This window comes from Alloalcanivorax mobilis (genome assembly GCF_002864685.1).
Classification (GTDB): Bacteria; Pseudomonadota; Gammaproteobacteria; order Pseudomonadales; family Alcanivoracaceae; genus Alloalcanivorax; species Alloalcanivorax mobilis.
The window spans coordinates 27,578-53,958 of the sequence record NZ_NMQZ01000033.1 but is presented as its reverse complement, the minus strand read 5'-3'; the positions used below and the strand labels follow the sequence as shown (position 1 = coordinate 53,958).

Genomic DNA, 26,381 nt, shown 5'->3' with positions numbered 1-26,381 from the left:
GCCGGCGCTTAAAGCTGAGTCAGCCGGCTGAGCATTTCGTCAGACGTCTGCACCGCCTTGCTGTTGATCTCGTAGGCACGCTGGGTCTGGATCATATTGACCATCTCTTCAACCACGTTGACGTTGGAGGTCTCCACGTAGTTCTGATAAAGACGGCCGGCGCCGTTCATGCCCGGCATGCTTTCGGTGCGCATGCCCGAGGCGCTGGTTTCCAGATACAGGTTCTCGCCAATGCTTTGCAGCCCGGCGGGATTGACGAAGGTGGACAGCGTCAGTTGCCCCACTTCGTTGCTCTGGGTGTCGCCGGGCTGGGTCACCGAAACGATGCCGTCCTTGCCGATCGACACCGACAGCGCGTTGTCGGGGATGATCACCGCCGGGTCCAGCGGGTAACCACTGGAGGTCACCATCTGGCCGTTTTCATCCAGTTGGAAGCTGCCGTCGCGGGTGTAGGCAATGGAGCCGTCCGGCATCAGCACCTGGAAAAAGCCTTTGCCGTCGATGGCCAGGTCCCGGGAGTTGCCGGTGTTTTCCAGGCCGCCGTTGCTGTGCAGGCGTTCGGTGGCCACCGGGCGCACCCCGGTGCCGATCTGCATGCCCGAGGGCAGACGATTCTGAATGTCGTTCTGGCTGCCCGGCTGGCGCACGTTCTGGTAGAGCAGGTCCTCGAACACGGCGCGCGATTTCTTAAAGCCGTTGGTGCTGACGTTCGCCAGGTTGTTGGCGATCACGTCCATCTTCACCTGCTGCGATTCAAGACCGGTTTTGGCGGTCCACAGTGATCGGATCATGGTGTTCTCCTTTAACCCTGTATGGACAGCAGGCTGTCAGCCCGCTGCGCGTTTTCGTCCGCGCTCTGAATCACTTTCATCTGCATTTCATAGCGGCGCGCGCCGTCGATCATCGACACCATCGATTCCACCGCGCTGACGTTGCTGCCCTCCAGCGCGCCGGAGATCACCCGCACCGCTTCGTCGGCGGCCAGCCGGGTGGCGTCGCCGTCGGCGTTGGGCGGCGCCCGGAACAGACCATCCTGACCGCGCAGTAACGTCGCGTTGCCGGGATCGACCAGTTTCAAGCGGCCCACTTCCACCAGAGCGTCCGGCGATTCACCGGCGCCAATGGCGCTGAGCGTGCCGTCGGCGCCGACCGAAAGTTGCGCCCCCAACGGCACCACGATCGGGCCGCCCTCGCCAATCACCGGGTGCCCGGCGCTGTTGAGCACGCCGTTGCCATCAACCTGCAGATCACCACGGCGGGTGTAGGCCTCCGAGCCATCTTCGCCCTGCACCGCCAGCCAGCCGTTGCCCTGAATCGCCACGTCCAGATCGCGGCCAGTGGCTTCGATGGCGCCCGGGGTGAAATCCGCCCCCGGCGTCGACGCCATCACCGTGGTGCGCGTCGCCAGCAGGCCGTCGCCGAGCACCGGCACCGCGCGCATCGCGTGCAACTGGGCACGAAAGCCGGCGGTGGAGGCGTTGGCCAGGTTGTTGCTGACCACCGCCTGCTGGTCCAGGCTTTGTTTGGCGCCGCCCATGGCGGTGTAGAGAATACGATCCATGATTCAGGCTCCCGTTGGCCGATCCTTAGCGCAGATTCACCGCGCTTTGCAGCACCTCGTCCTGGACCTTGATGGTCTGGGTGTTGGCCTGGTAGTTGCGCTGCGCGATGATCAGGTTCACCAGCTCGCTGGTCAGATCCACGTTGGAGGTTTCCACCGTGCCGCTTTGCAGGGTGCCGAACATGCCAACACCGGCCAGGCCCAGCAGCGGCTGACCGGAGGCGCCGGTTTCCACCCAGGCGTTGTCGCCGGCCGGTTCCAGGCCTTCCGCGTTACGGAAATTGGCCAGCGCGATGGTGCCCAGTACCTGGGACTGTTCGTTGGCGTAATTGCCGATCACATTGCCATCGTTGTCGATGCTGATGCCCACCAGCGCACCGGCGGTGTAGCCGTTCTGATTCAACGAATCCATATTGAAATCGTTGCCGAACTGGGTGGTGCCATCGAAATCAATCGCAATCGCCATCTCGTTGGCGCCACCACCAGGGGTGAACTCGTAAGCGGGAAACGTACTGCTCGCTTCGTCCAGATTGCCGTTGCCATCGAAGGCCAGCGTGCCAGGATTCGCAGCCGGATTGCCGTCCACGGCGACCCGCACTTCCCAACTGTTTTCGCCGGTCTTGGTGAAGTAGGTGGTCATGGTGTGCTGCACACCCAGGGAATCGTAAGCAGAGCCGGTGTTGGCGTAGGAATAGCTGTCGCCATCGGTGGGATCAAACGGCACCGTGCCCCGGTCGATGACTTCGGAATCGGCGTCGAGATTGAACGATGCCTCCACCTGGGTGGTGGCCGCCGCCGCCATGGAGCCCGCCGGCACCCGCAGCGCTTCTGGCTGGCCGCCGGTGCCCACCCCGGCCGGGAAGCCGGTGAGGCGCGCGCCTTGCGCGTTTTCCAGGTAACCGTCCTGGGTCATGGTGAGCCGGCCATTGCGCGAGTACACCACCTGGTCACCCTGCAGATAGCGGAAGAACCCGGACCCGTTCAGGCCCAGATCCAGACCGCGCCCGGTGGTCTCCAGGGTGCCGTCGGAAAAGTCCTGCAACACCGCGGCGACCCGCGTGCCCTGCCCGACCTGGGCGCCGGTAAAGACGTCCGCGAACTGCACGCTGGAGCCTTTGAAGCCCACGGTTTGCGAGTTGGCGATGTTGTTGCCGACCACGTCGAGATTGGTGGCGGCGGCGTTAAGGCCGCTCAATGCTTGCGAAAAACCCATGGTGACGCTCCTTCAATCGGTCGTTGTTGGTGCCGTGGTGTTCACAGAATCTGGCGGACGTCGTCCAGCCCCACCGGCTCGGAAATGCCGCCCAGATCCAGCAGCGGGCCGTCCTGTTTGGAACTGCTGACGCTGTTCACCAGCGCGTAATTCAACGCCAGGGCGTCCTGGCTCTTGCCGCCGGTAAGAGCTTCCACCGACACGCTGTAGGCGCCTTCCGGCGCCGCCGTGGTCTCGTCTTCGAGCAGGCCATCCCAGGAGAACGACTGCACGCCGGCCTGCTGAGCACCCAGCTCGAAGCGGCGCATCACCTGGCCGCTGCCATCGCGAATGGTGATGTTGACCTCCTCGGCGGCGCTGCCCAGCTCGATACCGAACGGCGTGGTGGTGCCGTCCTCGCCGACCAGCACCCGGTCGCCGGGCACCAGCACGCCTTTGCCGATCAAACCGGCCGCCTGCAGTGTCTGGCCGGCGTCGATCTGGCCGGTGATGCCGGCCAGGGTGTCATTCAATTCCTGGATGCCGGTGACCGTGTTGATCTGCGCCAGCTGCGAGGTCATCTCGGCGTTTTCCATCGGGTTCATCGGGTCTTGGTTTTTCAGCTGCGTCACCAGCAGGGTCATGAAGCTGTCCTGCAGATCCGCGCCGGCGCCGCCAGTGGTCGCGGCGGCACCGGCGTTCATGCTGTTGACCACGTTGGCATCAAGGGTGGTGCTGGAAACCGACATCAGCTTTCTCCCAGGGTCAGAGTCTTCAGCATCAATTGCTTGCTGGTATTGAGTACTTCCACGTTGGCCTGGTAGGAGCGCGAGGCGGAGATCATGTTGACCATCTCGTTGACCGGCTCCACGTTGGGCAAGCTGACGTAACCGTTCTCATCGGCGAGCGGATCGTTGGGGCGGTATTCCTGCCGCAACGGCGACGGGTCTTCCACCACGCGGCTCACGCCGACGCCGCCGATGCCGTTTTCGCCGCGCGCCTCGAACATCACCTGCTTGGCCCGGTAGGCCTGGCCATCGGGGCCGGTGACGCTGTCCGCGTTGGCGAGATTGCTGGCGGTCACGTTCATGCGTTGCGACTGCGCCGCCATCGCCGAACCGGAAATATCAAAAACCGAAAACATCCGTCACCTCTTACTATTCAGGCTGCATCGCCGATTTAAGCCCCTGGATGCGGCCGTTGAGCAAGCTCAACGCCGCCTGATAGCGCACCGCGTTGTCGGCGAACTGCACCCGCTCGCGGTTCATGTCCACGGTGTTGCCGTCCAGACTCGGCTGCTCGGGCACCCGGTAAAGCAGATCGCGCACCCCGGACGACGACGGCAACGACGCCGGGATATGCCGCGCCGAGGTGGTCGCCAGCGCCAGGCCATCGGCGTTGGCGCGGCCGCTGGCCATCGCCTGGGACAGCTCGCTGGCAAAGTCGAAATCCCGCGCCTTGTAGTTCGGCGTGTCGGCGTTGGCGATGTTGGCCGCCAGCACCTTTTGGCGCTCGGCGCGCAGATTCAACGCCTCCTGATGGAAGTTCAGGGCGGCGGAAAGCTGGTCGATCATCCGGAGGCTCCCTCGCGTATCACTCATCCCGACCCGACGAACACCAGGCTCGCGGGAAAGGGTCAGAGTGCAGAGTACGAGCAGCGGCGTCAGGGCAAACCGACAAAAAGGCCGGCTTTTCACCGCCATTTCTTTTTCTTCGCCGGGGCGGTGACGTCCTAGAATGGGCCATTGAACCTCCACCGGCCCGAGGACCGCGACGCCATGGCGCCCTGCCTGCAACGATGTATCCGCTTTCTGCCCATGCTGGTGTTGATGGCCGGCGCGCCGGCGCTGGCCAGTGCGCCGGCCCTGGCCGAAACCGTGCGGGCTTTTCTGGAGCAGGCGGCGGCCCGGCCCGGCGAGCAGGTGCGGGTCACGGTGGCGGCGCCGGATGCGGCGTTCACGACCTGCCAGAATCCACGCCCGTTTCTGCCCGGCCACGGCCAGCGCCTTCAGGGCCGGGTGTCGGTGGGCATCCGTTGCGGAGAGCACGGCCGGGTGCGCTACCTTCAGGCGCGCGTCAGCGTGATCGGGGAGTACTGGGTGACACGGCGCGCCCTGGACGCGGGCGAAGTAATCGGCGCGGGCATGCTGGAGCGCAAACAGGGCGATCTGAGCGAGTTGCCACGCCACGCCATTCGCGATCCCGATCAAGCGCTGGGCCAGGTGCTGACCCGGCCGCTGGCCGCCAACAGCGTGCTCAGTGACCGCCAACTACGCCAGCGGAACCTGGTGAGCCGCCGCCAGAATGTGTCGGTGGTCGCCAGCGGCAAAGGCTTTCGCATCGCCCGCGAAGGCGAAGCCCTGCAAGACGGCGCCCTGGGCGAACGCATCCGCATACGAATGAACAACCGGCAAACCCTCACCGCCACCGTCACCGGGCGCGGCCAAGTGGCGGTGGATTATTGATGCGTAAGCATTTGCACGCTTCGCGCTGGACGCTGGACGCTGGACGCTAAAAGATCAACGTCAAAGTCAGAACCTGTCTACAACGCCGCGTGGGCGGGGCGCAAAATGGACTTGCGAATCCGCAGGCGTGGCCGGTGGCACTGTTCGAGCGTGTAGCGCGAAGCGCGTGCGTCCAGCGTCTGGCGTCCAGCGCTTGACCGGCATTAAAGTTCTCTCTCGGCCCGCCGATATCAGGGGGGAAGAGCAACGGAGGGATTTCCCTTGAAGATCGACAATATCTCGCATCTGGGCCAGAACAACGCGGTGAGCCCGGGCAAAAGCAGCGAAAAAGCCGCCACCGACGCGGTGAAAAGCGGCGGTGCCGGCGACAGCGCCTCGGTCACCCATCTCAGCCAATCCGGCAACGATGGCAGCCAGGACATCGATCAGGCCCGGGTCGATGAGCTGCGCCAGGCGATCGCCGAAGGCCGCCTGGAAATCCGCGCTGATCGCATCGCCGATGGCCTGATCGCCAGCGTCCAGGATCTGCTGGGCGGAGAGCAGCCGTGAGCCTGGCCGGCCACCTTGAGCGCCACCGGCAACACCTTGAGACCCTGGTGGCGCTGCTCACCGAGGAACGCGGCCTGCTCGGCGATGGGCACATCGACGGCGAGCAACTGCGCGGCGTGGCGGAGCGCAAAAGCGAGGCCCTGGCCGAGTTGGAACGCTTCGAGAAGCAGCGCCGCCAGGTGCAGCGCCGCCTCGGTTACCGCGATGACCGGCACGGCGACGAGCAAGCCGCCCGCGACGCGCACTGCCTGCCGGTGTGGCTGGAGAGTCGTGCCGGCGCCGAGCGCGCGCGCCGCCTCAATCAGCTCAACGGTGGCCTGATCGGCCTGCGTCTGGATAACAATCAGCGCCTGCTGGAAACCCTGCGCAAGATCGCCGGCCACGGCCTGTACGGCCCGGATGGGCAGGCACGCGGCCACGGCGGGCAGCTCTCGTCACGGGCCTGAGGCGCCAGCGCCGCCCCCTTCCGCTCCCTTGGATTACTGGAGAACAGCGTTGGTAACAAGAGCGACGCAAGCGGTCGAAGACGACGACAAACTCGACGTGGTGCTGGCCTGCCGGCCGGTCTTCACCAAGAATCAGGACGTGGCCGCCTTCGAACTGCTGTTGCACGGCGGCGACAGCGCCCAGGGCGCCTCGCTATCGGACATCGAAGCCACCAGCTCGGTGATTCTGGGCACCTACACGCACATCTTTCAGGGCGGCAAGGTGCAAAGCATCTCCACCTTCCTGCGCGTCACCGATGAAGTCCTGCTCGCCCCGGAACTGCCCGACCTGCCCAAGAAACAGTACATTCTGGAAGTCGCGGCGCGCGACAAAGTGAGCGGCGCCCTGGTGGACCGGCTGCGCAGCCTCGGCCGGCGCGGTTACCGGCTCGCGCTGGCCGGTTTTGAACCGGACAATCCGGCGTTGGACGTGCTGCTCGGCGTGGTCCACATCGTTAAGCTCGACATCGCCACGCTGGGTCTGGAACGCCTGCAACAGGCGGTGGAAAAACTCAAACCTTACGGCCTTGATCTGCTCGCCGACAACCTGCACCGGCGCGAGGATTTCGGCCGCTGCATGGGGCTCGGTTTCACCTACTATCAGGGCGACTTTCTCAGCCAGCCCTACCCGGTCAAAGGCAAAAAGATCGCCGGCAATAAGCTGGTGCTGCTGCAATTGCTCTCGGAGCTGCACAACCCCCACGCGACCCCCTCCACCCTGGAGGAGATCGCCATCAAGGACGCCAACCTTACCTACCGCATCCTTAAAATCGTCAATTCCGCGGCGCTCGGCTTCGGCAAGGAAGTGGACTCCCTCTCCCACGCCATTGCCCTGCTCGGCATGGAAGAGATTAAACGCTGGGCCAACCTGTTTCTGGTCGATGGCGAAAAAGACAAACCCGCGGAACTGACCCGCAGCATGCTGGTGCGAGGCCGCATGTGTGAAATTCTGGCCGAGTTGTCCGGCAAGAGCCGGCCGGTGAATCATTTTATCGTCGGCCTGCTGTCGCGTCTGGACGCCCTGATGGACATTTCCATGGAGGAACTGATGCGCCAGGTGCCCCTGAGCCAGGATGTAAAAGCGGCGCTGGTGCACCGCCAGGGCGACCTGGGCGAAATCCTCAACGAGGTGGAGCACTACGAGAGCGGTCGCTTCGAGGCGCTGGCCTGGTTACTGGACAAGCCCTACTACGAAGTCGCCTACCGGCACAGCACCGCCTGGGCCCAGCAGGTGCAACAAGCGATGGGTCGCTAAAGCGGCCCCGCAACGGGCCACGAAAGCGCTTTTGTGGCTTTTTCACCACCCTGCTAGAGTTGCAGGCGACGGCACCGCTGACCGGCGCCGGAACCATAACAAGGACGACCCATGAACCCTTCTCTTTTGCGGGCGCCGATTGCCCTTTGCACGCTTGCCCTGTTGGTTTTGCTCAGCGCCTGCGGCAACGCCCCCGATAACGACGTGATCCGCGATGCCCTGAACCGGGAGCTCAAAGAAGCGCACCTGGACGCCCTGCTGGAAGCCGACGATGTGGAAATCGCCGATCGCCAGCAACAGGACGACGACCACTACACCCTCGCCGTGAGCTACACCCTGCGCGCGAAACGGGACCTGTCCGACTACTCCAAGGAAATCAAAAACGACGAAGACCGCGACGCCATGGACCGCTTCGCCATGATCATGGCGTTGGCGGCGGTGCGCGTGCAATTCGGCGATTTCGCCAAAGACGACCACTTTACCCAGGAACGCCGCCTCAACCTGGAACACGGCGAAGATGGCTGGGTCATCCCCCGCCCGCAACGGCCGGCCCAAGACGGCAACAAGAAACAGGATGCGGGGAACAGCCAGACTGACGCCGGTATTTGATACTGGTGTGGGAGCGGTCCCTGACCGCGAATCGGCTTTGCCACGCTGGCCTCGCCTTTCAGGCTCGGTTCGCGATCAGGGATCGCTCCCACAGCGGCGTTGTAGCGGGGCCGGAACAGGGAACAGGTTAGGAGGGAACAGCCAGGCCTGCGCCGGAGTCGGATTCTCGTGCGGGAGCGGTCCTTGACCGCGAACCGCCTTTGCCAAGCTGGCCTCGCCTTTCAGGCTCGGTTCGCGATCAGGGATCGCTCCCACAGCGGCGTTGTAGCGGGGCCGGAACAGGGCACAGGTTAGAAGAGAACAGCCAGGCCTGCGCCGGAGTTGGATTCTGGTGTGGGAGCGGTCCTTGACCGCGAATCGGCTTTGCCAAGCCCGCCTCGCCTTTCAGGCTCGGTTCGCGATCAAGATCCCACGCGGCCGAACCGGGTTTTGACTTTGCGTGCTGCGTGTAGCGCGAAGCGCGTGCGTGTCGCGTGCAAGCGCCTTGCCCGCTCTGCTCCCTGTCCCGCCTTCTATTTATGCGGCGCCAGTTCGGCCCACATCAACACCGCGTCTTCGCGGCCGTCGCCAGCGCGGTAGTAGTTCTTGCGCCGGCCGGATTCCTGAAAGCCGAGTTGTTGGTAGAGGTCCCGGGCGCCGTGGTTGCTAGCGCGTACTTCCAGATACATCACCGTGATACCGGAGGACACCGCCTCGGTGAGCGCTTCGGTGATCATCCAGCGGCCCAGGCCCCGGCGTTGAAACGCCGGCGCCACGGCGATATTGAGCAGGTGGGTTTCATCGAGCACGCTGGAGAGCACCATGAACGCCGCCAGCACGCCGTCCACGGCGGCCACCTGGCAGTGATAGTCACTTTGCAGGCAATCGCGGAAGTTGCCCTCGCTCCAGGGCGTACTCTGGCAGGCCTGCTCAATGGCGAGCACGCCGGGCAGATCGGCACGGGTCATGGCGCGCAGGCGCGCGCCGGTGGCACGGTGGCTCATTGCTGCCCGCCGGCGAAGCCGCCTTCGACCATGGCGCGCCAGCTACGGGCTTTGTGGGTGGCCGGCTCGGCCAGCATTTCCGCCAGGGTGCTGATCGCCAGGGCCGGCCGCTCGCCCAGGGTAAAGGGCTGATAGCGCTCGGCGCCGAACAGCGCCAGCACGTGCTGTTCGGCCAGGCACAACATCACCCGCGCGCCGCCAGCCTGGCGGGCCAGCCCATCGACAAAGGCCTGCAGGGCCTGGGCCGCCTCGTCCGCGCTCATCGGCTGATCGGCGGTGAGCGGGCAATAGAAACGCCGCGGCCGTTGCGGGGTAACGCCGAAGACCGCCAGCAACGAGGCCGCCAGCGGAGCGCCATAGCGGCCCAGCCCCGGCGCCTGGGCGTCCTCCTGCTCGAACATGACCCAGGTGTCGCCGGCGAGATGGGCTTCCAGGGTGAACGCCAGGGCTGGCGCCTCCCCGGTCACCACGGCGGCCTCCGGCGCCCTCTGGGGTTCGGCCTCGACCGGCGGCGGCGCGGCCTGTTTAGTGACGGCGGGCGGCGGAGATGCCGGGCGTTGCGGCGACGCCACCGGCGTCGCCTCCGCCACGGTGGCGGGCTCGCCGGCCATGCCCTCGTCGTTTTCGCTTTCGATCCGCCAGTCCAGCAGCTCCGAAGGCGCCGCCCCGGGCAGCGGTGCGCGGGCCACCCAGGGCGTCAGCCCCATGGCCTTCAGGTACCACTGTCGTCGAGCTTCGTTCATCGGGCGGGTCCCGGGAAAAAGAAAGTGAGAGGCGTGGGCTGGATTCTAGCAAATCCGTGACCGGAAAAAAGGAAGCGCGGCGTCAGTGGCCCTGCCGCGCGTGGCCCCGCGCCGGGCCGGCCGCCAGCATCACGGTGGCCAGCAACAGGCCGCTCAGGGCGCCGTAAAGATGCGCGTTCACGTACACTGGAGCGTTGATCCAGGCGCTCAGGTAGCCGGTGTCGTAGCCGGGCAACTGCTCCCAGATCAGACGGCCGGCGACCAGCGCCAGAACCAGTGAGTGCAGCCATGGATTGCCCCGCCAGCCCAGCACCAGACACAGCACCAGCAAGCCCTGCAGCAAACCGGATAAACCCAGGTACCAGCGCAAACCGGTATCCAGAAACACGAACGTCAGACTCACCGCCAGCGCGCAAAAAGCAAACCACAGCCAGAAGCGGCGGCGATCAAGCAGATCCTGGAAAAAATAGAGAATCAGCAGTAAACCACTCAGATTAAGCAGTAAATGCCAGCCATTCAGATGCACCAGATGGGCCGTGATCAGACGCCAGACCTGGCCATTCAGCACCGCGCCCCGGTCATAGCGCAACCAGGGATTGACCCACGGGTGCGCCAGGCCCAACGCCACCAGAACGGTGATAAAGAGCGCCGCGTGGACACGCAATTTTCGATCACGAGGGGGCATAGGGCGGTTTTCAGTTTTCAGTTTTCAGTTTTCAGTTTTCAGGACGCAGGGTACGCCGTTTCGCGGTTGAGGGCACGAACCGTAGAGCCGGCGGTTTTGTGGGAGCAGGCCGTGCCAGCGACGGGTTGTCTGTTGCGACGCTGCAGCACGGACACGGCCAGGCCCGGGCAAACAAACCTGCGGCATGGAAAAAGAAAATCAAACGCATAAAAAAACCCCGCACGGAGGCGGGGCTTTTCGAACGGGTCGGTATGACCGGCGTGATTTACATCATGCCGCCCATGCCACCCATACCGCCCATGCCGCCCATGTCCGGGGCGCCAGCGCCTTTCTCTTCAGGCTTGTCGGCGATCATTGCTTCGGTGGTGATCATCAGGCCGGCCACGGCAGCGGCTGCCTGCAGAGCGGAACGGGTCACCTTGGCGGGGTCCAGGATGCCCATTTCGATCATGTCACCGTACTCACTGGTGGCGGCGTTGTAGCCGTAGTTGCCAGTACCGGTTTTCACCTGCTGGACCACCACGGAGGCTTCGTCGCCAGAGTTGAAGGCGATCTGACGCAGCGGCGCTTCCAGGGCGCGGATGATCAGCGCGATGCCGGCGGTCTGCTCGTCGTTGTCACCTTTCAGCTCGCCGATGTTGGTCAGCGCGCGCACCAGGGCAACACCGCCGCCCGGTACCACGCCTTCTTCAACGGCGGCACGGGTGGCGTGCAGCGCGTCGTCAACACGGGCTTTCTTCTCTTTCATTTCCATTTCGGTGGCGGCACCGATCTTGATTACCGCGACACCGCCGGCCAGCTTGGCGACACGCTCTTGCAGCTTTTCGCGGTCGTAGTCGGAGGAGGAATTTTCCACTTCCTTGCGGATCTGATCAACGCGGGCATCGATGTCGCCCTGGTCGCCGGAACCGTCGATAATGGTGGTGTTTTCCTTATCGATGTTCACTTTCTTGGCGTTGCCCAGGTCTTCCAGAGCCACGTTTTCCAGGCTCAGGCCGACTTCCTCGGAGATCACGGTGCCACCGGTGAGGATGGCGATATCCTGCAGCATGGCCTTCCGGCGGTCACCGAAGCCCGGTGCTTTCACGGCGGCGCACTTGATGATGCCGCGCATGTTGTTGACCACCAGAGTGGCCAGCGCTTCGCCTTCGATGTCCTCGGCGATGATCATCAGCGGCTTGCCCGCTTTGGCGACGTTTTCCAGCACCGGCAGCAGTTCGCGGATGTTGGAGATTTTCTTGTCCACCAGCAGGATGTAGGGCGCTTCCAGCTCGACCTGCATTTTTTCCTGGTTGTTGATGAAGTACGGGCTCAGGTAGCCGCGATCGAACTGCATGCCTTCCACGACTTCCAGTTCGTTGGCCAGGGACTGGCCTTCTTCAACGGTGATGACGCCTTCCTTACCCACTTTCTCCATCGCCTGGGCAATGATTTCGCCCACGGATTTGTCGGAGTTGGCGGAGATGGTGCCCACCTGCTCGATGCTCTTGGTGGTGTCGCACGGCGTGGAGAGCTTCTTGATCTCGGCAACCACGGCGTCGGTGGCACGGTCGATGCCGCGCTTGAGGTCCATCGGGTTCATGCCGGCGGCCACGGCTTTCAGGCCTTCGTTAACGATGGCCTGGGCCAGCACGGTGGCGGTGGTGGTGCCGTCACCAGCTTCGTCGTTGGCCTTGGAAGCGACTTCCTTGACCATCTGCGCGCCCATGTTTTCGAACTTGTCTTCCAGCTCGATGTCCTTGGCCACGGTGACGCCGTCTTTGGTGATCAGCGGCGCGCCGAAGGATTTTTCCAGCACCACGTTGCGGCCTTTCGGGCCCAGGGTCACTTTCACCGCGTCAGCGAGAATGTTGACACCACGGACCATGCGCTGACGGCCCTCGTCACGGAACAGTACTTCTTTCGCCATTTTCGTATACCTCTGCAAATTCGGTTATCGCCGTCCGGGTTGAACGCATTCACCCCGGACCTTCAATTCTCAGCCTTCGATGACGGCCAGAATCTCGGCTTCGCTCATGATCAGGAGCTCTTCGCCTTCGACCTTAACGGTGCTGCCGGAGTACTGACCAAAAATCACCTTGTCGCCCACCTTCACGTCCAGGGGACGGACATCGCCGTTTTCCTGGATCTTGCCGTTGCCGGCGGCGATCACTTCGCCACGGGAAGGCTTCTCGGCGGCGGAACCCGGCAGCACGATGCCACCAGCGGATTTGGTCTCTTCCTCCTCGCGGCGCACCAGCACGCGATCATGCAAAGGACGGATCTTCATGGTTTCCAATCTCCAAGTTCACAGTTCATTGGCCCCGGCGGCTGGCCGCCTCAAGGGCCGGAATTAGCACTCTCACGAGTCGAGTGCCAATCATAGAGACACGCGGTGTCCAGTCAATAGGCGGATACCGATATCGCTATCGACCGCCGCGCCTGCGAGATGGGGTTGGGCCGGCCGGATTCAAGGGTGGGGAACAGGATTCAGGATTCAGGATTCAGGATTCAGGATACAACACGGGCGAGGCCGTGATATGGCAGGAGGCCGTGCCCGCGCTGCGGCGCGGGGAGAATCAAACCCGTCGCTGGCATGGAGGCGCGCCGCCCAGCCAGCGACGTCTTTCAGCCGAATGGCACGGCGCTGTTGCCCCGAACCAACGCGCCCCGGATTGGCCATCACGTCCGATGCCCGCATAATCCCCGCTCCCCTAATCCGAATAAGGAGTTCCACCGTGGACATCAACGGCAAGGTAGTGGTGGTCACCGGGGCCGGACGCGGGCTCGGCCGCGCCATCGCCGAGACGCTGGCGGCGCGCGGGGCACGGCTGGCCTGTGTGGATCTGAACGAGGACGATCTGCGCGACACCGTGGCCCGTTGCGAGCAGGCCGGTGGCGAAGCGAAGCGCTATCTGGCCAACGTCGCCAGCGAGAGCGAAGTGACCGCGCTGTTCGAGAACGTGGTGGCCGATTTCGGCGCCGTGCACGGGCTGGTCAACAATGCCGGCATTACCCGCGATGGCCTGCTGGTGAAAGCCCGCGATGGCGAGGTGCAGTCCATCATGAGCCTGCAGCAATGGCAGGCGGTGATCGACGTCAACCTGACCGGGGTGTTCCTGTGCGGCCGCGAAGCGGCGGCGGCGATGGTACGCCTGGGCGTGGAGGAAGGGGTGATCGTCAATATCTCCTCGATCGCCCGCCACGGCAGCTTCGGGCAAACCAACTACGCCGCCGCCAAGGCCGGCGTGGTGGCCATGGCCGAGGTCTGGGCCCGGGAACTGGCGCGCTACAACGTTCGCACCGGGGTGGTGGCGCCGGGCACCATCAATACCGACATGATCGCCGCGATGAAACCGGAAGCCCGCGACCGGCTGGTCGGCTCGGTGCCCCTGAAGCGCCTCGGCGAACCGGAGCACATCGCCAAGTCGGTGCTGTTCATCTTCGAGAACGACTATTTCACCGGCCGCGTGATCGAAACCGATGGCGGTTTGAGATAGAGGGCGGCCTACGGCCGCGATACAGGATTCAGGATACAGCGCGAAGACCGGAGCGGCGGTGGCCTGGACGCGCGGTGTTCCGCGCTGGTCGTTGCGCGCTATCGGCGGTTGCCTCAGGGTTGCCAGAAACAGCGCTTGGGGACGCGGCCGCCGATCACCAGCACACCCTCGTCGGCGAGTCGCCGAAGCTGGACCTCGCCACTGGATGTGCCGGCCAGCGGCAAACCGCCGTCGCCGCGTATCACTCGATGCCAGGGTAGCTTGGAGCCCTCGGGAAGCCGGCTCATCAGCCGGCCCACGAAACGGGCGTGGCGCGGCCAACCCGCCATCACCGCCACCTGGCCATAGCTGGCCACCACCCCTTCGGGAATGGCGGCAACGATCTGGTAAACGGCGTCGCGGAACTCAGGGGTCATGGGAAAAACCGATACAGGATCCAGGATACAACCCGATCAAGACGACGACACTCTTGAACGACAATGCCCACACTCATCCTTGCAGCGCGAGACACCCAACGTCCAGCCCACCGCCACTCCGGTCTTCGCGCTGTATCCTGAATCCTGAATCCTGAATCCTGAATCCTGCATCCATAACTCCACATCAATCCACACGACGATCCGCGCCGTTGCGCCGCATCCACCAAATCACCAACAGAATCGCCGGCACGCCCAGCAGGGCCGAATAATTGAAGAACACCGGGTAGCCGGCGGCTTCCACCACTTCGCCGGAGAAGCCGCCGATGAACTTGCCCGGCAGGGTCATCAGTGAGCTGAACAGGGCGAACTGGGTGGCGCTGAAGTTGCGGTTGGTGAGGCTGGACATATAGGCGATCAAGGCCACGTTGGCGAAGCCTCCGAACAGGTTGTCGGCGCTGATCACGGCCGCCAGCCAGGACAGCGCCAGCCAGCGGATCTGCTCAGGCTCCTGGGCCAGCACCGTGACCGGCGAGTGGGCGGCCATCACCGCGAACAGCAGATTGGTGGCCGCCACCCCTACCGCGCCCACCAACAGCGAGCGGGCCAGCCCCATCCTGGATACCAGCAAGCCCCCCGCCAGCGAACCCAGCATGGTCATAAAGAAACCAAAGAACTTGGCCACCGTGGCGATTTCCGTCTCGGTGTAGCCGATGTCCAGGTAGAAGGGGTTGGCCATCACCCCCATGCTGATGTCGCTGACCCGATAGATCGCCACCAGCGCCAGCGCGCCCAGGGCGTATTTCCCGTAGCGCACGAAGAAGTCGTGGAACGGTTCGAACACCGCGTTGCGCAACCATTGCAGCGGATGGCGGCCGAAGCTTTCGCGCGCCGGGGTGTCCGGCTCGCGGATCACCAGGGTGGTGATCACCCCCACCGCCATCAACGCCGCCATCACCTGGTAAGCGCCCTTCCAGGAATCAAAACTGGCGATGTAGAAAGCGCCGGCGCCGGCCATCAGCATGGCGCTGCGGTAGCCGAGAATATAGGTGGCGGCCATGGCGCCCTGGAAGCGGTCTTCGGCGGAATCGATGCGGTAGGCGTCCACGCAGATGTCCTGGGTGGCGGAAAAGAACGCCACCAGCAGTGCCAGTTGCGCGAAGCGGGCCAGGTGGCCGACCGGTTCCACCAGCGCCATCGACGCCAGCGACACCGCGATGCCGAGCTGGGCCAGCAGCAACCAGCCGCGCCGCTGACCCAGCCAGCGGGTCAGAAACGGCAGTTTGAGCCGGTCGACCACCGGCGCCCAGAACACCTTGATCGAGAACATGATGCCCACCCAACTGAAGTAACCGATGGTGGCGCGGCTCACGTCTTCCACGGTCAGCCAGGCCGACAGCGTGGAAAACACCAGCAGGTAGGGCAAACCGGAAGAGAAGCCCAGAAACAGCATCACCAGCACCCGGGGGTGGCGGTACAGTTGCCAGGCGGAGCGAAGGGTGTCGCGCATGGTCAGCGGCAGGGTCCAGACATCAGGAAGTCGTCATATTCAGGGTTTACGACGCGGATAACAATGACCCGCGCGGGGCCGGCGGTTAGCATAGCGCCATGTCGACCTCCCCTTTTCAGCCATCTCCGGCACCCTGGTTTCTGCTCGGCGCCGGCAACATGGGCACGCTGGCCGCCTGGTACCTGCGCAACGCCGATCAGGCGGTCACGGTGCTGCGCCGCCAGGGCCCGGCGCGGCTGGACAAAACCCTGTGTTTCGCCGACGGCCGCCCGGCCCAGGCCCTGACGCTGCCGGTGATCGCGCCGGCGGCGCTGCGCGCGCCGATCCGGCGCCTGATCGTGGCCTGCAAAACGCCCTACACCGACGACGCCCTGGCCGGCCTGCCGCTGGCCGGGGACCTCACCGTGCTGCGTCTTCAGAACGGCCTGGGCAGCCTGGAGGGGCGCCTGCCCCGCGCCGCCACCCTGATCGAGGTGGTCACCACCACGGCCGTGAAGGGGCAGCACCCGCGCCATGAGATCGTCGCCGAGAACCACAGCTGGATGGGCGGCCCGGCCACGCCACCGGCGTGGTTCGCGACACTGGCCCGGCATTGGCCCGGGCTCGCCTGGAGCGATGCGATCCGCGACCGCCAATGGCACAAGCTGATCGCCAATGCGGTGATCAACCCGCTGACCGCCCTGCACGACGTCGCCAATGGCCGCCTGCTGGAGGACCCGGCGTTGCACGCCGAGGCCGCCGCCCTGGCCGCCGAAGCGGACACGCTACTGCGCCGTCTTGACCCGCACTGGCCGGGCGATTCCTTACCCCAAGTGATGGCGGTGGTGCGCGCCACCGCCGGCAATACCTCATCGATGCGCGCCGACGCGCAACGCGGCGCGGTCACCGAGATCGACGCGATCAATGGCTGGCTGCTGCGCCAGGCGGCCACGCTGGGGCTGGCCCTGCCCAGCCACGAGCGGATCGTGGCGGCGGTGCGCGCTCGCCATCCGATTGGAAAACAGTGACAAAAATTCCCGCGCCGGGCCGGCGTCGGTTCCCCCGTTGCCAGCGCCGGGGTACTCTCGGCGAACCACCTTCAAGGGGGCGCCTTGCCCCGCCTGGCTTCAGGGAGAAACCCGATGAGTGCCTCCAAGGAAGAAAAGACCCGCATCAATCGTGTCATTACCCGCAGCGGCGACCAGGGCGAGACCGGCCTCGCCGACGGCTCGCGGGTGGCCAAATTCCACCCGCGCATCGAAGCGCTGGGCGATCTGGACGAACTCAATGGCGTGCTCGGCGTGCTGCGGGCCCGGGCTCTGGACGCCGATCTGGATGCCCTGCTGGAGCGGTTACAGCATTTGCTGTTCGACCTGGGCGGCGAGTTGGCGGTGCCGGGCAGTGAAGCGCTGACCGAAACCGATCTGGTGGAGGTGGAATCGCAAGCCGACACCTTGAACGCGGAGCTTGAGCCCCTGGAGGAATTCGTGCTGCCCGGCGGTCACCCGGACGCCGCCTGGTGCCATCATTGCCGCACCGTGGCGCGCCGCGCCGAGCGCCGTCTGGTGCAACTGAGCCAGCACGACGATCAGGCCGTCAACCCGGTCAGCCGAGCGGTGCTCAACCGGGTCAGTGACCTGCTGTTCGTGATGGCGCGGGTGATCAACCTGCGCACCGAGACCGACGAGCCCCAATGGGTGCGCCGCCAGGATCGCTGAGCCGGCATGGTTTTGAAGACAGTATGGCTTTGAAGACGGTGCGATTTTGAAAGAATGTGCAAGACTATGGGGTCACTGAGGCACGCCGCTTACACTGGGGAACTTCGCGCCGCCATCGCGGCCCGCTTCCCCGCCGGTTGATTCCATGGGCATACGCAATAAATTTTTTCTCACCTTCCTGGCCACGTTTCTGGTGTTGATTCTGGCCGCCAGCGGGTTTTATTTTTTTTCGTTCCAGCAAAGCCTCAGCCAGTATCTGGACGAACGCCAGCAGGCCCAGGTGGAACGCTTGGCCGAACACCTGGCGGTGGCGTACGCGCAGAACGGCAGCTGGGACTTTCTGATTCAGGACCCGCGTCTTTTGCACCGGCTCTATTGGCTGGCCGGGGAACGCGACCGCGACCAGGAACGTGACGACGATCGCGGTGACCGGGACCGCAAACGCGACGACATCCATTCCCAGCCGCTGACTCTGCTGGCGCCGGATAAGCGCCCGCTGCTGGGCCCGCCACAGCCGCGCAGCCTGAGCCGCAAGGTCGCGATTCAGGTCAACAACCGCCTGGTGGGCTGGCTCGCTTACCCGGACCAGGACGCCCTGCGCGACAAACTGGACCGGCGCTTCCAGGCCCGCCAGTTGCGCTTCGCCGGCTGGATGGCGCTGGTCGGGCTGGGGCTGTCCTTGTTGGTGTCCTGGTTGCTGGCCCGCCACCTGGTGGCGCCGATCACCGCGCTCACCGGCCACACCCGGCGGCTCAGCGAAGGCGATTACCAGGGCCGGCTGGGCAGCCAGCGGCGCGACGAGCTGGGCGAACTGATCCGCCACGTGGACACCCTGGGCCAACGCCTGGAGCAGGGCCGGCGCGCCCGCCAGCGCTGGTTCTCGGACATTGCCCATGAGCTGCGCACGCCGTTGGCGGTGCTGCAGGGCGAGCTGGAGGCGATCGTCGATGGCGTGCGCCCGCTCAGCGCCGACACCATCGCCGCGTTGGAATCCGAAGTGCGCCAGCTCACCCATCTGGTCAACGATCTGCACGATCTGGCCCTGGCCGACGCCGGCAATCTGCGTTATCACTTCACCGGCGTGGATCTGGACGAACTGTGCGAAGACGCCCTGGACGCGGTGCGCCCGGCGCTGGCGCGCCTGGGCATCGAGCTGCGCACCGAACTGGCCAGCGCGCGCATTCAAGGCGATCCGGTGCGCCTGCGGCAGTTGCTCGACAACCTGCTGCAAAACAGCCTCAAGTACACCGACCCGAATGGCCAATTGCACCTGGGCCTGGCCCGGCACGGCGAGCGCTGGCGCCTGACCCTGAACGACAGCGCCCCCGGCGTGCCCGACGACGCCCTGCCAAAGTTGTTCGATCACCTGTTCCGGGTAGAAAGCTCACGCAACCGGCAAACCGGCGGCGCCGGGCTCGGCCTGGCGATCTGCCAGCGCATCGTCGAAGCCCACGGCGGCACCATGACCGCCGACCACAGCCCCCTGGGCGGATTACAAATTACGATTCTTTTTTAACCCAGTTTTCAGTGTTCAGTTTTCAGTGTTCAGAAAAACCAACCACTGAAAACTGAAAACTGAAAACTGAAAACTGGACCCCCCTATGTCCCGCATTCTGATCGTTGAAGATGAACCCCGCCTCGCCCAGTTGCTGGCCGATTACCTGCGCCACAGCCATTTCGACGCGGACATCACCGCCAGTGCCCCCCAGGCGGAACAATGGGTGCGCGAACGGGACTACCGGGCGGTGCTGCTGGACCTGATGCTGCCCGACGGCGACGGCATGGAACTGTGCAAGGCGATCCGACGCTTTTCCGAAGTGCCGGTGTTGATGATCACCGCCCGGGTCGAAGAGGTGGACCGCCTGCTCGGCCTGGAGATCGGCGCCGACGATTACATCTGCAAACCGTTCAGCCCTCGCGAAGTGGTGGCGCGGGTCAAGGCGGTGCTGCGCCGCAGCCGCATGGCGACGGCCGGCGAGCAAGTCGACACCGGCCTGCACCTGGACCGGCACCGCTTCGAGGTGGTTCACGGCGGCCACCGGGTGGCGCTCACCGCGATTGAGTTCGAGCTGCTCGCCACCCTGGCCCGCCAACCCGGGCGCATCTGGACCCGCGACCAGCTGATGGACGTGATCTACCCGGACCACCGGGTGGTCTCGGACCGCACCATCGACAGCCATATCCGCAAACTGCGCCGAAAACTCAGCGCCGACCTGCCCGGCGATCACGACTGGATCGGCAGTGTCTATGGAGTCGGCTACCGCCTGCAAACCCCAGACGAAACGACCTAGCTTCAAGCTGCAAGCTACAAGCGAGCCATGCCGGCCCGGTATGGCCGTGCCGCCCGGCACTACCTGCTTGCAGCTTGCGGCTTGAAGCTTGCAGCCGTCTTCCATGATTCCTGCATATTGGCTGCACATTTTCAGCCGACACTGGTGACAACGCCGGGATCGACCCGGCTTTGATTCTCCGCCTCAAGGAGCAACACCATGAAAAAAGTCACCACTCTCGCCCTCGCCCTGTTCACCAGCGCCGCCCTGGCGGGCACCGCCATGGCCGGCCCGAAACACGGCCCCGGCCCCGGCTCTGAGCGCATGGTCAAACACATGACCGAGGAGCTGAACCTGACCGAGCAGCAACAGGGCCAGGTGAAGGCGATCTTTGACGAACAGGGCAAGAAAATGCGCGTCCTTCATGACGAAACCAAGGGCAAGATTGATCAAGTGCTGACGCCGGAACAAAAAGCCAAAGCCAAGGAACTGCGCGAAGAGCGCATGAAGCACTGGAAAGAGAAGAAAGCCGAGCGCGATCAGAACCGCGATCACGATTGATGCTGTCCACAAAACCCCCTCTCCCTGTCCCTCTCCCTCAAGGGGAGAGGGCACCTGGCTGAAGGGCTTGGGCAGAGCGTTCTGCTTCAGTGAGCAGCTCTAAGCCGGGCCATAAAGCCCCTCTCCCCTCGCGGGAGAGGGGTTGGGGAGAGGGGGCCAGGGAAAGCTTGAGGCGAAGCGTTTCGCTTCAATAAGCAGCGTTAAGTTCGCCTCTCGAACCGCTACAACAACGCCCTCCTCATGTCCGCGAGCAGCATGCTCAGGTAGGTGGTGAAGCGCGCCGCGTCGGCGCCGTCGATAACGCGGTGATCGTAGGACAGCGACAGCGGCAGCGTCAGGCGCGGCTGAAATGCCTTGCCGTCCCAAACCGGTTTGGTGTCGCTGCGGCTGACGCCGAGAATCGCCACTTCCGGCCAGTTGACGATCGGCGTGAACGCGGTGCCGCCGATCCCGCCCAGCGATGAAATGCTGAAGCAGGCGCCTTTCATGTCCGCCGGTGAAAGCTTGCGGTCGCGGGCCTTGCCGGCCAGTTCGCCCATCTCGCTGGCGATCTCCTTGAGGCCCTTCTTGTCGGCGTCACGGATCACCGGCACCACCAGGCCGTTGGGCGTGTCCACGGCGATGCCGATGTGCACGTAGTCCTTCTGAATCAACGCCTCGCCACCCAGCTCCAGGGAACTGTTGAAGCGCGGAAACTCGCGCAGCGCGGTGGCACAGGCCTTGACCAGAAACGCCAGCATGGTGAGTTTGACGCCCTCTTTCTCCAGCGCCTTGTTCTGGCTTTTGCGGAAGGCTTCCAGCTCGGTGATGTCCGCCTCGTCGAACTGGGTCACGTGGGGCACGGTGATCCAGCTGCGGTGCAGGTTTTTCGCCGCCACCTTGCGCAGTTTGTTCAGCGCCACCCGTTCCACCGGCCCGAATTCGCTGAAATCAATCTCCGGCAGATCGGCGCTGACACCGCCGCCACTGGCGCGGCGCTCGAGCAGATTCTTGATGTGCGCGTGAACGTCTTCCTTGACGACCCGGTCCTTGGGCCCGCTGCCGGACACCTCGGCCAGATCCACGCCCGCTTCCCGGGCCAGTTTGCGCACCGCCGGGCCAGCGTGCACGGTTTTCGACGGCTGGCCTTCGCGCCGCGCCGGGGCGGGCTGCGGATCGCTCTTGCTCGCGCTTTTGCTCGCGCTCTTGCCGCTGCTTTGTTCCGCTGCCGGTTGCTTGCCTTTCGCCGCCTTGTCGTCGCCGGCGGGCTTGCGCGCCGCTTCGGCTTCCTGCTTCCCGTTGGCTTTCTCGTCGTCGCCGGAGGCGTCGCCGCCTTCGGTGGCCAGGGTCATCATCTCGCTGCCGCCGGTGACTTTATCGCCCACTTTCACGTGCAGCTTTTTCACCGTGCCGGCGGCCGGCGACGGCACTTCCAGAGACGCCTTGTCGGATTCCAGCACCAGGATGGTCTGCTCGGCCTCGACACTGTCGCCTTCGGCCACGCTGATCTCGATGATCTCGGCTTCGTCGATGTCGCCCAGGTCGGGCACCTTGACCGCTTGCTCACCGCCGCCGGCCGAGCCACCGCCCTTGGGCGTGTTGGCGTCGTCGCCCGCCTTCTCGCTTTGCTCGTTCTCTTTCTGGCTGTCTTTCTGGCTCTCTTTCTGGCGCTCTTGTTCGTCCTCTTGTTCGCCTTTCTCGTCGCTCTGCGCGGCTTCTTGATCGTCGCTGTCACCGGATGCGCCGGCTTTCTGATCGTCGTCGGCGTCCTGGTCACCGCTGTCGTTCCCGCTTTCGGCATCCAGCTCCAACAGCGGGTCGCCCTGCTTGACCCGGTCGCCGGCCTTCACCAGCAGTTCCAGCACGGTACCGCCCTTGGGGGCCGGCACTTCCAGAGAGGCCTTGTCGGACTCCAGCACCACGATGGTGTCTTCGGCGGCAATGTTGTCGCCTTTTTTTACCGATACCTCGATAACGTCAACAGGATCGCTGCTGCCCACATCGGGTACGCGGATGGTTTCCTTGCTCACGCTCTACTCCTCATCAGTGTGTTGAAAAGACCGGATGCCGATCTTCTCAAGCCACCCTCGCGGCGCGTGGCCGTGCGGGTGGGCACAGGAAATCAAGCCTGGGTGGTGCTTGATTTCGCCCCGCGTGGCGGGGCCGCGGACCGCCTGGCCCGCCATGAGAATCAGTGGTTCACCGGATTGGGTTTCTCCGGATCGATGCCATATTTCTTGATCGCCTGCTTGATGTTGGCGTCGGTGGCGTCGCCCTGCTCCTTGAGGGCGTTGAGCGCCGCCAGCACCACGAAGTAACGGTCCACTTCGAAGAACTGACGCAGCTTGGCGCGTGAATCGCTGCGGCCAAAACCATCGGTGCCCAGCACCCGATACGGCGCCTTCACCCAGGGACGAATCTGATCGGCGTACGCCTTGATGTAATCGGTGGCGGCCACCACCGGGCCCTGGCGTTTATCCAGGCATTGTTCCACCCAGGTGGGCGCGACTTTTTTGTCCGGCTTGAGCATGCGTTCGCGGTCGGCGCTGAGCCCTTCGCGGCGCAGTTCATTGAAGCTGGTGACGCTCCACACGTCCGCGATCACACCGAAGTCGTCACGCAGCAGTTCCGCGGCGGCTTCCACCTCGCGCAAGATGGTGCCGGACCCGAGCAGCTGCACTTTCTTTGCCTGCTTGGCCTGTTTCGCCTGCTTGCCCTGCTTGGCTTTGCCTTCGCGCAGCAGATACATGCCTTTGCGGATGCCCTCTTCCGCGCCTTTCGGCATCGCCCCGTGCACGTAGTTCTCGTTCATCAGGGTGAGGTAATAGAACACGTTCTCGTTGTCCTGATACATGCGCCGCAGGCCGTCCTGCAGAATCACCGCCAGCTCATAACCGTAGGTGGGATCGTAGCTGACACAGTTGGGCACCGTGCTGGCCAGTACCAGGCTGTGGCCATCCTGGTGCTGCAGGCCCTCGCCATTGAGCGTGGTGCGTCCGGCGGTGCCGCCGAGCAAAAAGCCACGCGCCTGGCTGTCGCCGGCCGCCCACCAGAAATCCCCGGTGCGCTGAAAGCCGAACATGGAGTAATAGATAAAGAATGGAATCAAAGTGAAATCGTGCACGCTGTAGCTGGTGGCGGCGGCGATCCAGCCGCACATGGCACCGGCCTCGTTGATGCCCTCTTCGAGGATCTGACCTTTCTTGTCCTCGCGGTAGAACATCATCTGCTCGGAATCCTCGGGCTTGTATTGCTGGCCCTTGGACGAATAGATACCGAGCTGCCGGAACATGCCTTCCATGCCGAAGGTACGGGCCTCATCGGGCACGATCGGCACTACCCGCTTGCCGATGTTCTTGTCCTTGATCAGGGTGCTGAGCATGCGCACGAACGCCATCGTGGTGGACAGTTCGCGATCACCGCTGCCTTCGAGAAAGCTCTTGAACACATCCAGCTCGGGAATCGTGAGCTGCTGGCTGGCCTCGCGGCGGCGCACCGGCATATAGCCACCCAGCTTCTCGCGCTGCTCGTTCATGTAGCGCATTTCCGCTGAGTCGTCACCGGGGTGGTAGTAGGGCAGATCCTTGAGTTTGTCGTCGGCGATGGGAATGTCGAAGCGGTCGCGGAATTCCTTGAGGCTGTCCAGATCCATCTTTTTCATCTGGTGGGCCTTGTTGACCGCCTCGCCGGCACCGGTGGCGTAACCCTTGACGGTCTTGGCCAGGATCACCGTGGGCTGGCCGCTGTGGTTGGCCGCCGCGTGATAGGCCGCGTACACCTTGAACGGATCGTGGCCGCCCCGGTTGAGACGGTAAATGTCCTCATCGCTCATGTGCTCGACCATCTTCTTCAGCTCCGGGTATTTGCCGAAGAAGTGCTCGCGGGTGTATTCGCCGCCGTAGCGTTTGTAGGCCTGGTATTCGCCGTCCACGCATTCGTCCATGCGCCGGCGCAGCAGGCCGTCGGTGTCTTTTTCCAGCAGCGGGTCCCAGAGCCGGCCCCACACCACCTTGATCACATTCCAGCCGGCGCCGCGGAACAGGCTCTCCAGCTCCTGGATGATCTTGCCGTTGCCGCGCACCGGGCCATCCAGCCGCTGCAGGTTGCAGTTGACCACGAACACCAGGTTATCGAGCTGTTCGCGACCGGCCAGCGACAGCGCGCCAAGGGATTCCGGCTCGTCCATCTCGCCATCGCCGAGAAACGCCCATACCTTGCGCTTGCGATCCGGAATCAGCTCCCGGTTCTGCAGGTACTTCATGATGTGCGCCTGGTAGATCGCCTGCATCGGCCCCAGCCCCATGGACACGGTGGGGAATTGCCAGAAGTCCGGCATCAGCCAGGGGTGCGGGTAGGACGACAGCCCTTCGCCGTCCACTTCGCGGCGGAAGTTGTCCATCTGCTGTTCGGTGATACGCCCTTCCAGATAGGCGCGGGCGTAAATGCCCGGCGCGGAATGGCCCTGGAAATAGACCAGATCACCGGGGTTGTCTTCATGGGGGGCGTGGAAAAAATGGCTGAAACCAATGTCGTAGAGCGTCGCCGAGGAGGCGAAGCTGGCGATGTGGCCGCCCAGTTCATCGTCGTCGAGGTTCGCCTTCGCCACCATCGCCAGCGCATTCCAGCGGATCAGCGAGCGAATACGGCGCTCCATGTAGATGTCACCGGGGATCGGCGCTTCATTCTTGGGGGAAATGGTGTTCAGGTACGGGGTGTCGAGACGGGTTCTTAACGCGCCCTGCTCCTGGGCTTCATTGGTCAGGGTCTTGAGCAGCCAGGCGGCGCGCTCCGGCCCTTCCCGCTCGAGCACCGATTCCAGGGCCTCGAGCCATTCCCGCGTTTCGGCGGGGTCCACATCGTCAAAAAAATTTCTTTTCTGCATGGGCTTGCGTCCTTTACTCGCATTTGCCTGTACCGGCGCGGGATCGCCGCGCTGGCATGGGAACGAACGGCACTGGGTATATAGGCCGTTGAGGCAATACTAACAGGTAGCGTGACCGGGCAGCCACGGCAACCCTTCATGGCGTTGGACGACGGATGTCGGACGCCCCTCACCTCACCTCACCTCACCAGGCGAGCAGGGTCCACAGAGCAATGAAGATCAACCACACCGCCAGCGCCCGCAATAGCAAGCCGTGCATCGCCTCAAGGCAATCCAGACCGGCCTGAAACACGGAGCCGGCTTCCTTGACCTCTTCACGCAGCGTCGCGCCGGCGGCCACGCCCAGCAGCTCGCGGCTGTCGTCCAGCCGCCACAGGCGCCCGGCCACCGCGTGCAGCACGGCGGCGAAATGGCCGACCAGCGCGAACGCGACAATCGTCAGCCGGCAGGGAATCCAGCTTAACGCCGCGTCCAGACTGCGCGACCAGTCGCTGTGCCGCGGGTGACGCACCAGCCAGGCGCGGTTGAGCACCAGCAGCAGCGCCGCGCCGGGCCCCAGCACGCACAACCAGAACAGGGCGGAAAACAGGTTGAACACACGCATCAGCAGCCGCGCACCGAGGGCATGGAACCAGTCCTGGTCGGGCTCACCCGCGGGTTGTTGAAAATCCTCCTCGGCGCGCTTCATCAGCGCCTCGGGGTCGTTCAGCCGCCCCCGCACCAGCAACTCATCGGTCTGCCGGAACTCACTTTCCACGCCCACCAGCCACAACAACAGCAGGCTGCCCAGCAGCAAGGTGGCCAAGGCGCCCCAGAATCCGTCGAACCAGGCGAACAACAGCGCCGCCACGATCGACGGCAGGGCCACCGCCAGCCACCAGCCCAGGGTTCCCTCGCGCCCCGGCGCCAGGGCCGCCAGCCAGCGCTGATGACGATCAGGCCGCGCCAGCCAGGCCGGCCAGCCTCCGTCCAGGCGGCGCAGTGCCAGCACCAGAAGAATGACAAGCAGTTTCATTGCAGTACCTCGAATCCGATCCTGTGTCGATCATGGTCCGTGCGCGGG

Annotated in this window: 27 protein-coding genes; 11 read left to right on the top strand and 16 right to left on the bottom strand. The window is 64.3% G+C overall.

Annotated elements, in window-relative coordinates; genetic code table 11:
• Positions 1 to 8: 8 nt before the first annotated feature.
• Genes flgG through flgB form a run of 6 tightly spaced genes read right to left on the bottom strand, consistent with a single transcriptional unit; the run spans position 9 to position 4,327 of the window.
• On the bottom strand, positions 9 to 791 hold the full coding sequence (flgG, locus tag CGS25_RS14420) for a flagellar basal-body rod protein FlgG (RefSeq protein WP_089032889.1): 783 nt from the start codon (positions 789 to 791) through the stop codon (positions 9 to 11).
• A gap of 11 nt (positions 792 to 802) precedes the next feature.
• Positions 803 to 1,561 (bottom strand): flagellar basal body rod protein FlgF, encoded by a 759-nt coding sequence (locus CGS25_RS14415; RefSeq protein WP_101675894.1) that lies wholly within the window; start codon positions 1,559 to 1,561, stop codon positions 803 to 805.
• A 25-nt stretch (positions 1,562 to 1,586) separates the two neighbouring features.
• On the bottom strand, positions 1,587 to 2,774 hold the full coding sequence (gene flgE / locus CGS25_RS14410; RefSeq protein WP_101675893.1) for a flagellar hook protein FlgE: 1,188 nt from the start codon (positions 2,772 to 2,774) through the stop codon (positions 1,587 to 1,589).
• A gap of 41 nt (positions 2,775 to 2,815) precedes the next feature.
• Positions 2,816 to 3,502, bottom strand: coding sequence for a flagellar hook assembly protein FlgD (gene flgD / locus CGS25_RS14405; RefSeq protein WP_089032892.1), 687 nt, complete (start codon positions 3,500 to 3,502; stop codon positions 2,816 to 2,818).
• Positions 3,502 to 3,897, bottom strand: coding sequence for a flagellar basal body rod protein FlgC (gene flgC, locus CGS25_RS14400; RefSeq protein ID WP_089032893.1), 396 nt, complete (start codon positions 3,895 to 3,897; stop codon positions 3,502 to 3,504). Before flgC ends, flgD begins: the two co-directional genes overlap by 1 nt.
• Positions 3,898 to 3,910: 13 nt before the next feature.
• Complete coding sequence (gene flgB / locus CGS25_RS14395; RefSeq protein WP_101675892.1) at positions 3,911 to 4,327, bottom strand: flagellar basal body rod protein FlgB; 417 nt, start codon at positions 4,325 to 4,327, stop codon at positions 3,911 to 3,913.
• A 171-nt stretch (positions 4,328 to 4,498) separates the two neighbouring features.
• On the opposite strand from flgB, the gene flgA reads away from it, so the two are divergent.
• The 5 genes from flgA to CGS25_RS14370 all read left to right on the top strand — a co-directional run bounded on the left by flgA (position 4,499) and on the right by CGS25_RS14370 (position 8,116).
• Entirely contained in the window at positions 4,499 to 5,218 is a 720-nt protein-coding gene (flgA, locus tag CGS25_RS14390; RefSeq protein ID WP_101675891.1) for a flagellar basal body P-ring formation chaperone FlgA, read from the top strand.
• Between the two features lie 261 nt (positions 5,219 to 5,479).
• On the top strand, positions 5,480 to 5,767 hold the full coding sequence (flgM, locus tag CGS25_RS14385) for a flagellar biosynthesis anti-sigma factor FlgM (RefSeq protein WP_101675890.1): 288 nt from the start codon (positions 5,480 to 5,482) through the stop codon (positions 5,765 to 5,767).
• Complete coding sequence (locus tag CGS25_RS14380) at positions 5,764 to 6,213, top strand: flagella synthesis protein FlgN (protein WP_101675889.1); 450 nt, start codon at positions 5,764 to 5,766, stop codon at positions 6,211 to 6,213. Before flgM ends, CGS25_RS14380 begins: the two co-directional genes overlap by 4 nt.
• A gap of 49 nt (positions 6,214 to 6,262) precedes the next feature.
• Entirely contained in the window at positions 6,263 to 7,507 is a 1,245-nt protein-coding gene (locus CGS25_RS14375; RefSeq protein ID WP_232802425.1) for an EAL and HDOD domain-containing protein, read from the top strand.
• 111 nt (positions 7,508 to 7,618) lie between these two features.
• Positions 7,619 to 8,116 carry a hypothetical protein gene (locus CGS25_RS14370; protein WP_101675887.1) on the top strand — a complete coding sequence of 166 codons (498 nt, stop codon included), beginning with the start codon at positions 7,619 to 7,621 and terminating at the stop codon, positions 8,114 to 8,116.
• Positions 8,117 to 8,628: 512 nt separating this feature from the next.
• Here CGS25_RS14370 and rimI read toward each other — a convergent pair.
• The 5 genes from rimI to CGS25_RS14345 form a co-directional block, all read right to left on the bottom strand.
• A complete protein-coding gene (rimI, locus tag CGS25_RS14365) occupies positions 8,629 to 9,099 on the bottom strand; it encodes a ribosomal protein S18-alanine N-acetyltransferase (protein WP_089032900.1) in 471 nt (156 codons plus the stop codon).
• A complete protein-coding gene (locus tag CGS25_RS14360; protein WP_101675886.1) occupies positions 9,096 to 9,842 on the bottom strand; it encodes a hypothetical protein in 747 nt (248 codons plus the stop codon). The genes rimI and CGS25_RS14360 overlap by 4 nt, the downstream gene beginning before the upstream one ends.
• 82 nt (positions 9,843 to 9,924) lie before the next feature.
• Positions 9,925 to 10,527, bottom strand: coding sequence for a rhombosortase (rrtA, locus tag CGS25_RS14355; protein ID WP_101675885.1), 603 nt, complete (start codon positions 10,525 to 10,527; stop codon positions 9,925 to 9,927).
• A 265-nt stretch (positions 10,528 to 10,792) separates the two neighbouring features.
• Positions 10,793 to 12,436 carry a chaperonin GroEL gene (gene groL / locus CGS25_RS14350; RefSeq protein WP_101675884.1) on the bottom strand — a complete coding sequence of 548 codons (1,644 nt, stop codon included), beginning with the start codon at positions 12,434 to 12,436 and terminating at the stop codon, positions 10,793 to 10,795.
• A gap of 69 nt (positions 12,437 to 12,505) precedes the next feature.
• Complete coding sequence (locus CGS25_RS14345) at positions 12,506 to 12,796, bottom strand: co-chaperone GroES (RefSeq protein ID WP_089032904.1); 291 nt, start codon at positions 12,794 to 12,796, stop codon at positions 12,506 to 12,508.
• Between the two features lie 448 nt (positions 12,797 to 13,244).
• Here CGS25_RS14345 and CGS25_RS14340 point away from each other — a divergent pair, with 448 nt between their 5' ends.
• Positions 13,245 to 14,006 carry an SDR family oxidoreductase gene (locus CGS25_RS14340; RefSeq protein WP_101675883.1) on the top strand — a complete coding sequence of 254 codons (762 nt, stop codon included), beginning with the start codon at positions 13,245 to 13,247 and terminating at the stop codon, positions 14,004 to 14,006.
• Positions 14,007 to 14,119: 113 nt separating this feature from the next.
• On the opposite strand, the gene CGS25_RS14335 is transcribed toward CGS25_RS14340, so the two are convergent.
• On the bottom strand, positions 14,120 to 14,422 hold the full coding sequence (locus tag CGS25_RS14335; protein ID WP_101675882.1) for an MGMT family protein: 303 nt from the start codon (positions 14,420 to 14,422) through the stop codon (positions 14,120 to 14,122).
• A gap of 184 nt (positions 14,423 to 14,606) precedes the next feature.
• Entirely contained in the window at positions 14,607 to 15,929 is a 1,323-nt protein-coding gene (locus tag CGS25_RS14330) for an AmpG family muropeptide MFS transporter (RefSeq protein ID WP_232802424.1), read from the bottom strand.
• Between the two features lie 98 nt (positions 15,930 to 16,027).
• Between CGS25_RS14330 and CGS25_RS14325 the strand changes: the two genes are divergently transcribed.
• From CGS25_RS14325 to CGS25_RS14305, 5 genes are all read left to right on the top strand, one after another.
• Positions 16,028 to 16,936: a ketopantoate reductase family protein gene (locus CGS25_RS14325; RefSeq protein WP_101675881.1), complete on the top strand. Its 909-nt coding sequence runs from the start codon at positions 16,028 to 16,030 to the stop codon at positions 16,934 to 16,936.
• A gap of 114 nt (positions 16,937 to 17,050) precedes the next feature.
• Entirely contained in the window at positions 17,051 to 17,626 is a 576-nt protein-coding gene (locus CGS25_RS14320) for a cob(I)yrinic acid a,c-diamide adenosyltransferase (RefSeq protein WP_089032908.1), read from the top strand.
• A 145-nt stretch (positions 17,627 to 17,771) separates the two neighbouring features.
• Positions 17,772 to 19,142 (top strand): ATP-binding protein, encoded by a 1,371-nt coding sequence (locus CGS25_RS14315; RefSeq protein WP_101675880.1) that lies wholly within the window; start codon positions 17,772 to 17,774, stop codon positions 19,140 to 19,142.
• 85 nt (positions 19,143 to 19,227) lie between these two features.
• Complete coding sequence (locus tag CGS25_RS14310; protein ID WP_089032910.1) at positions 19,228 to 19,917, top strand: response regulator; 690 nt, start codon at positions 19,228 to 19,230, stop codon at positions 19,915 to 19,917.
• Between the two features lie 198 nt (positions 19,918 to 20,115).
• Positions 20,116 to 20,457 carry a Spy/CpxP family protein refolding chaperone gene (locus CGS25_RS14305; protein WP_101675879.1) on the top strand — a complete coding sequence of 114 codons (342 nt, stop codon included), beginning with the start codon at positions 20,116 to 20,118 and terminating at the stop codon, positions 20,455 to 20,457.
• Positions 20,458 to 20,678: 221 nt separating this feature from the next.
• Here CGS25_RS14305 and aceF read toward each other — a convergent pair whose 3' ends face one another.
• From aceF to CGS25_RS14290, 3 genes are all read right to left on the bottom strand, one after another.
• Positions 20,679 to 22,466, bottom strand: a complete 1,788-nt coding sequence (gene aceF / locus CGS25_RS14300; protein ID WP_101675878.1) for a dihydrolipoyllysine-residue acetyltransferase — start codon at positions 22,464 to 22,466, stop codon at positions 20,679 to 20,681.
• Positions 22,467 to 22,627: 161 nt separating this feature from the next.
• Complete coding sequence (aceE, locus tag CGS25_RS14295) at positions 22,628 to 25,318, bottom strand: pyruvate dehydrogenase (acetyl-transferring), homodimeric type (RefSeq protein WP_089032913.1); 2,691 nt, start codon at positions 25,316 to 25,318, stop codon at positions 22,628 to 22,630.
• Between the two features lie 184 nt (positions 25,319 to 25,502).
• Positions 25,503 to 26,333 (bottom strand): regulatory signaling modulator protein AmpE, encoded by an 831-nt coding sequence (locus tag CGS25_RS14290; protein WP_101675877.1) that lies wholly within the window; start codon positions 26,331 to 26,333, stop codon positions 25,503 to 25,505.
• Between the last annotated feature and the right edge of the window lie 48 nt (positions 26,334 to 26,381).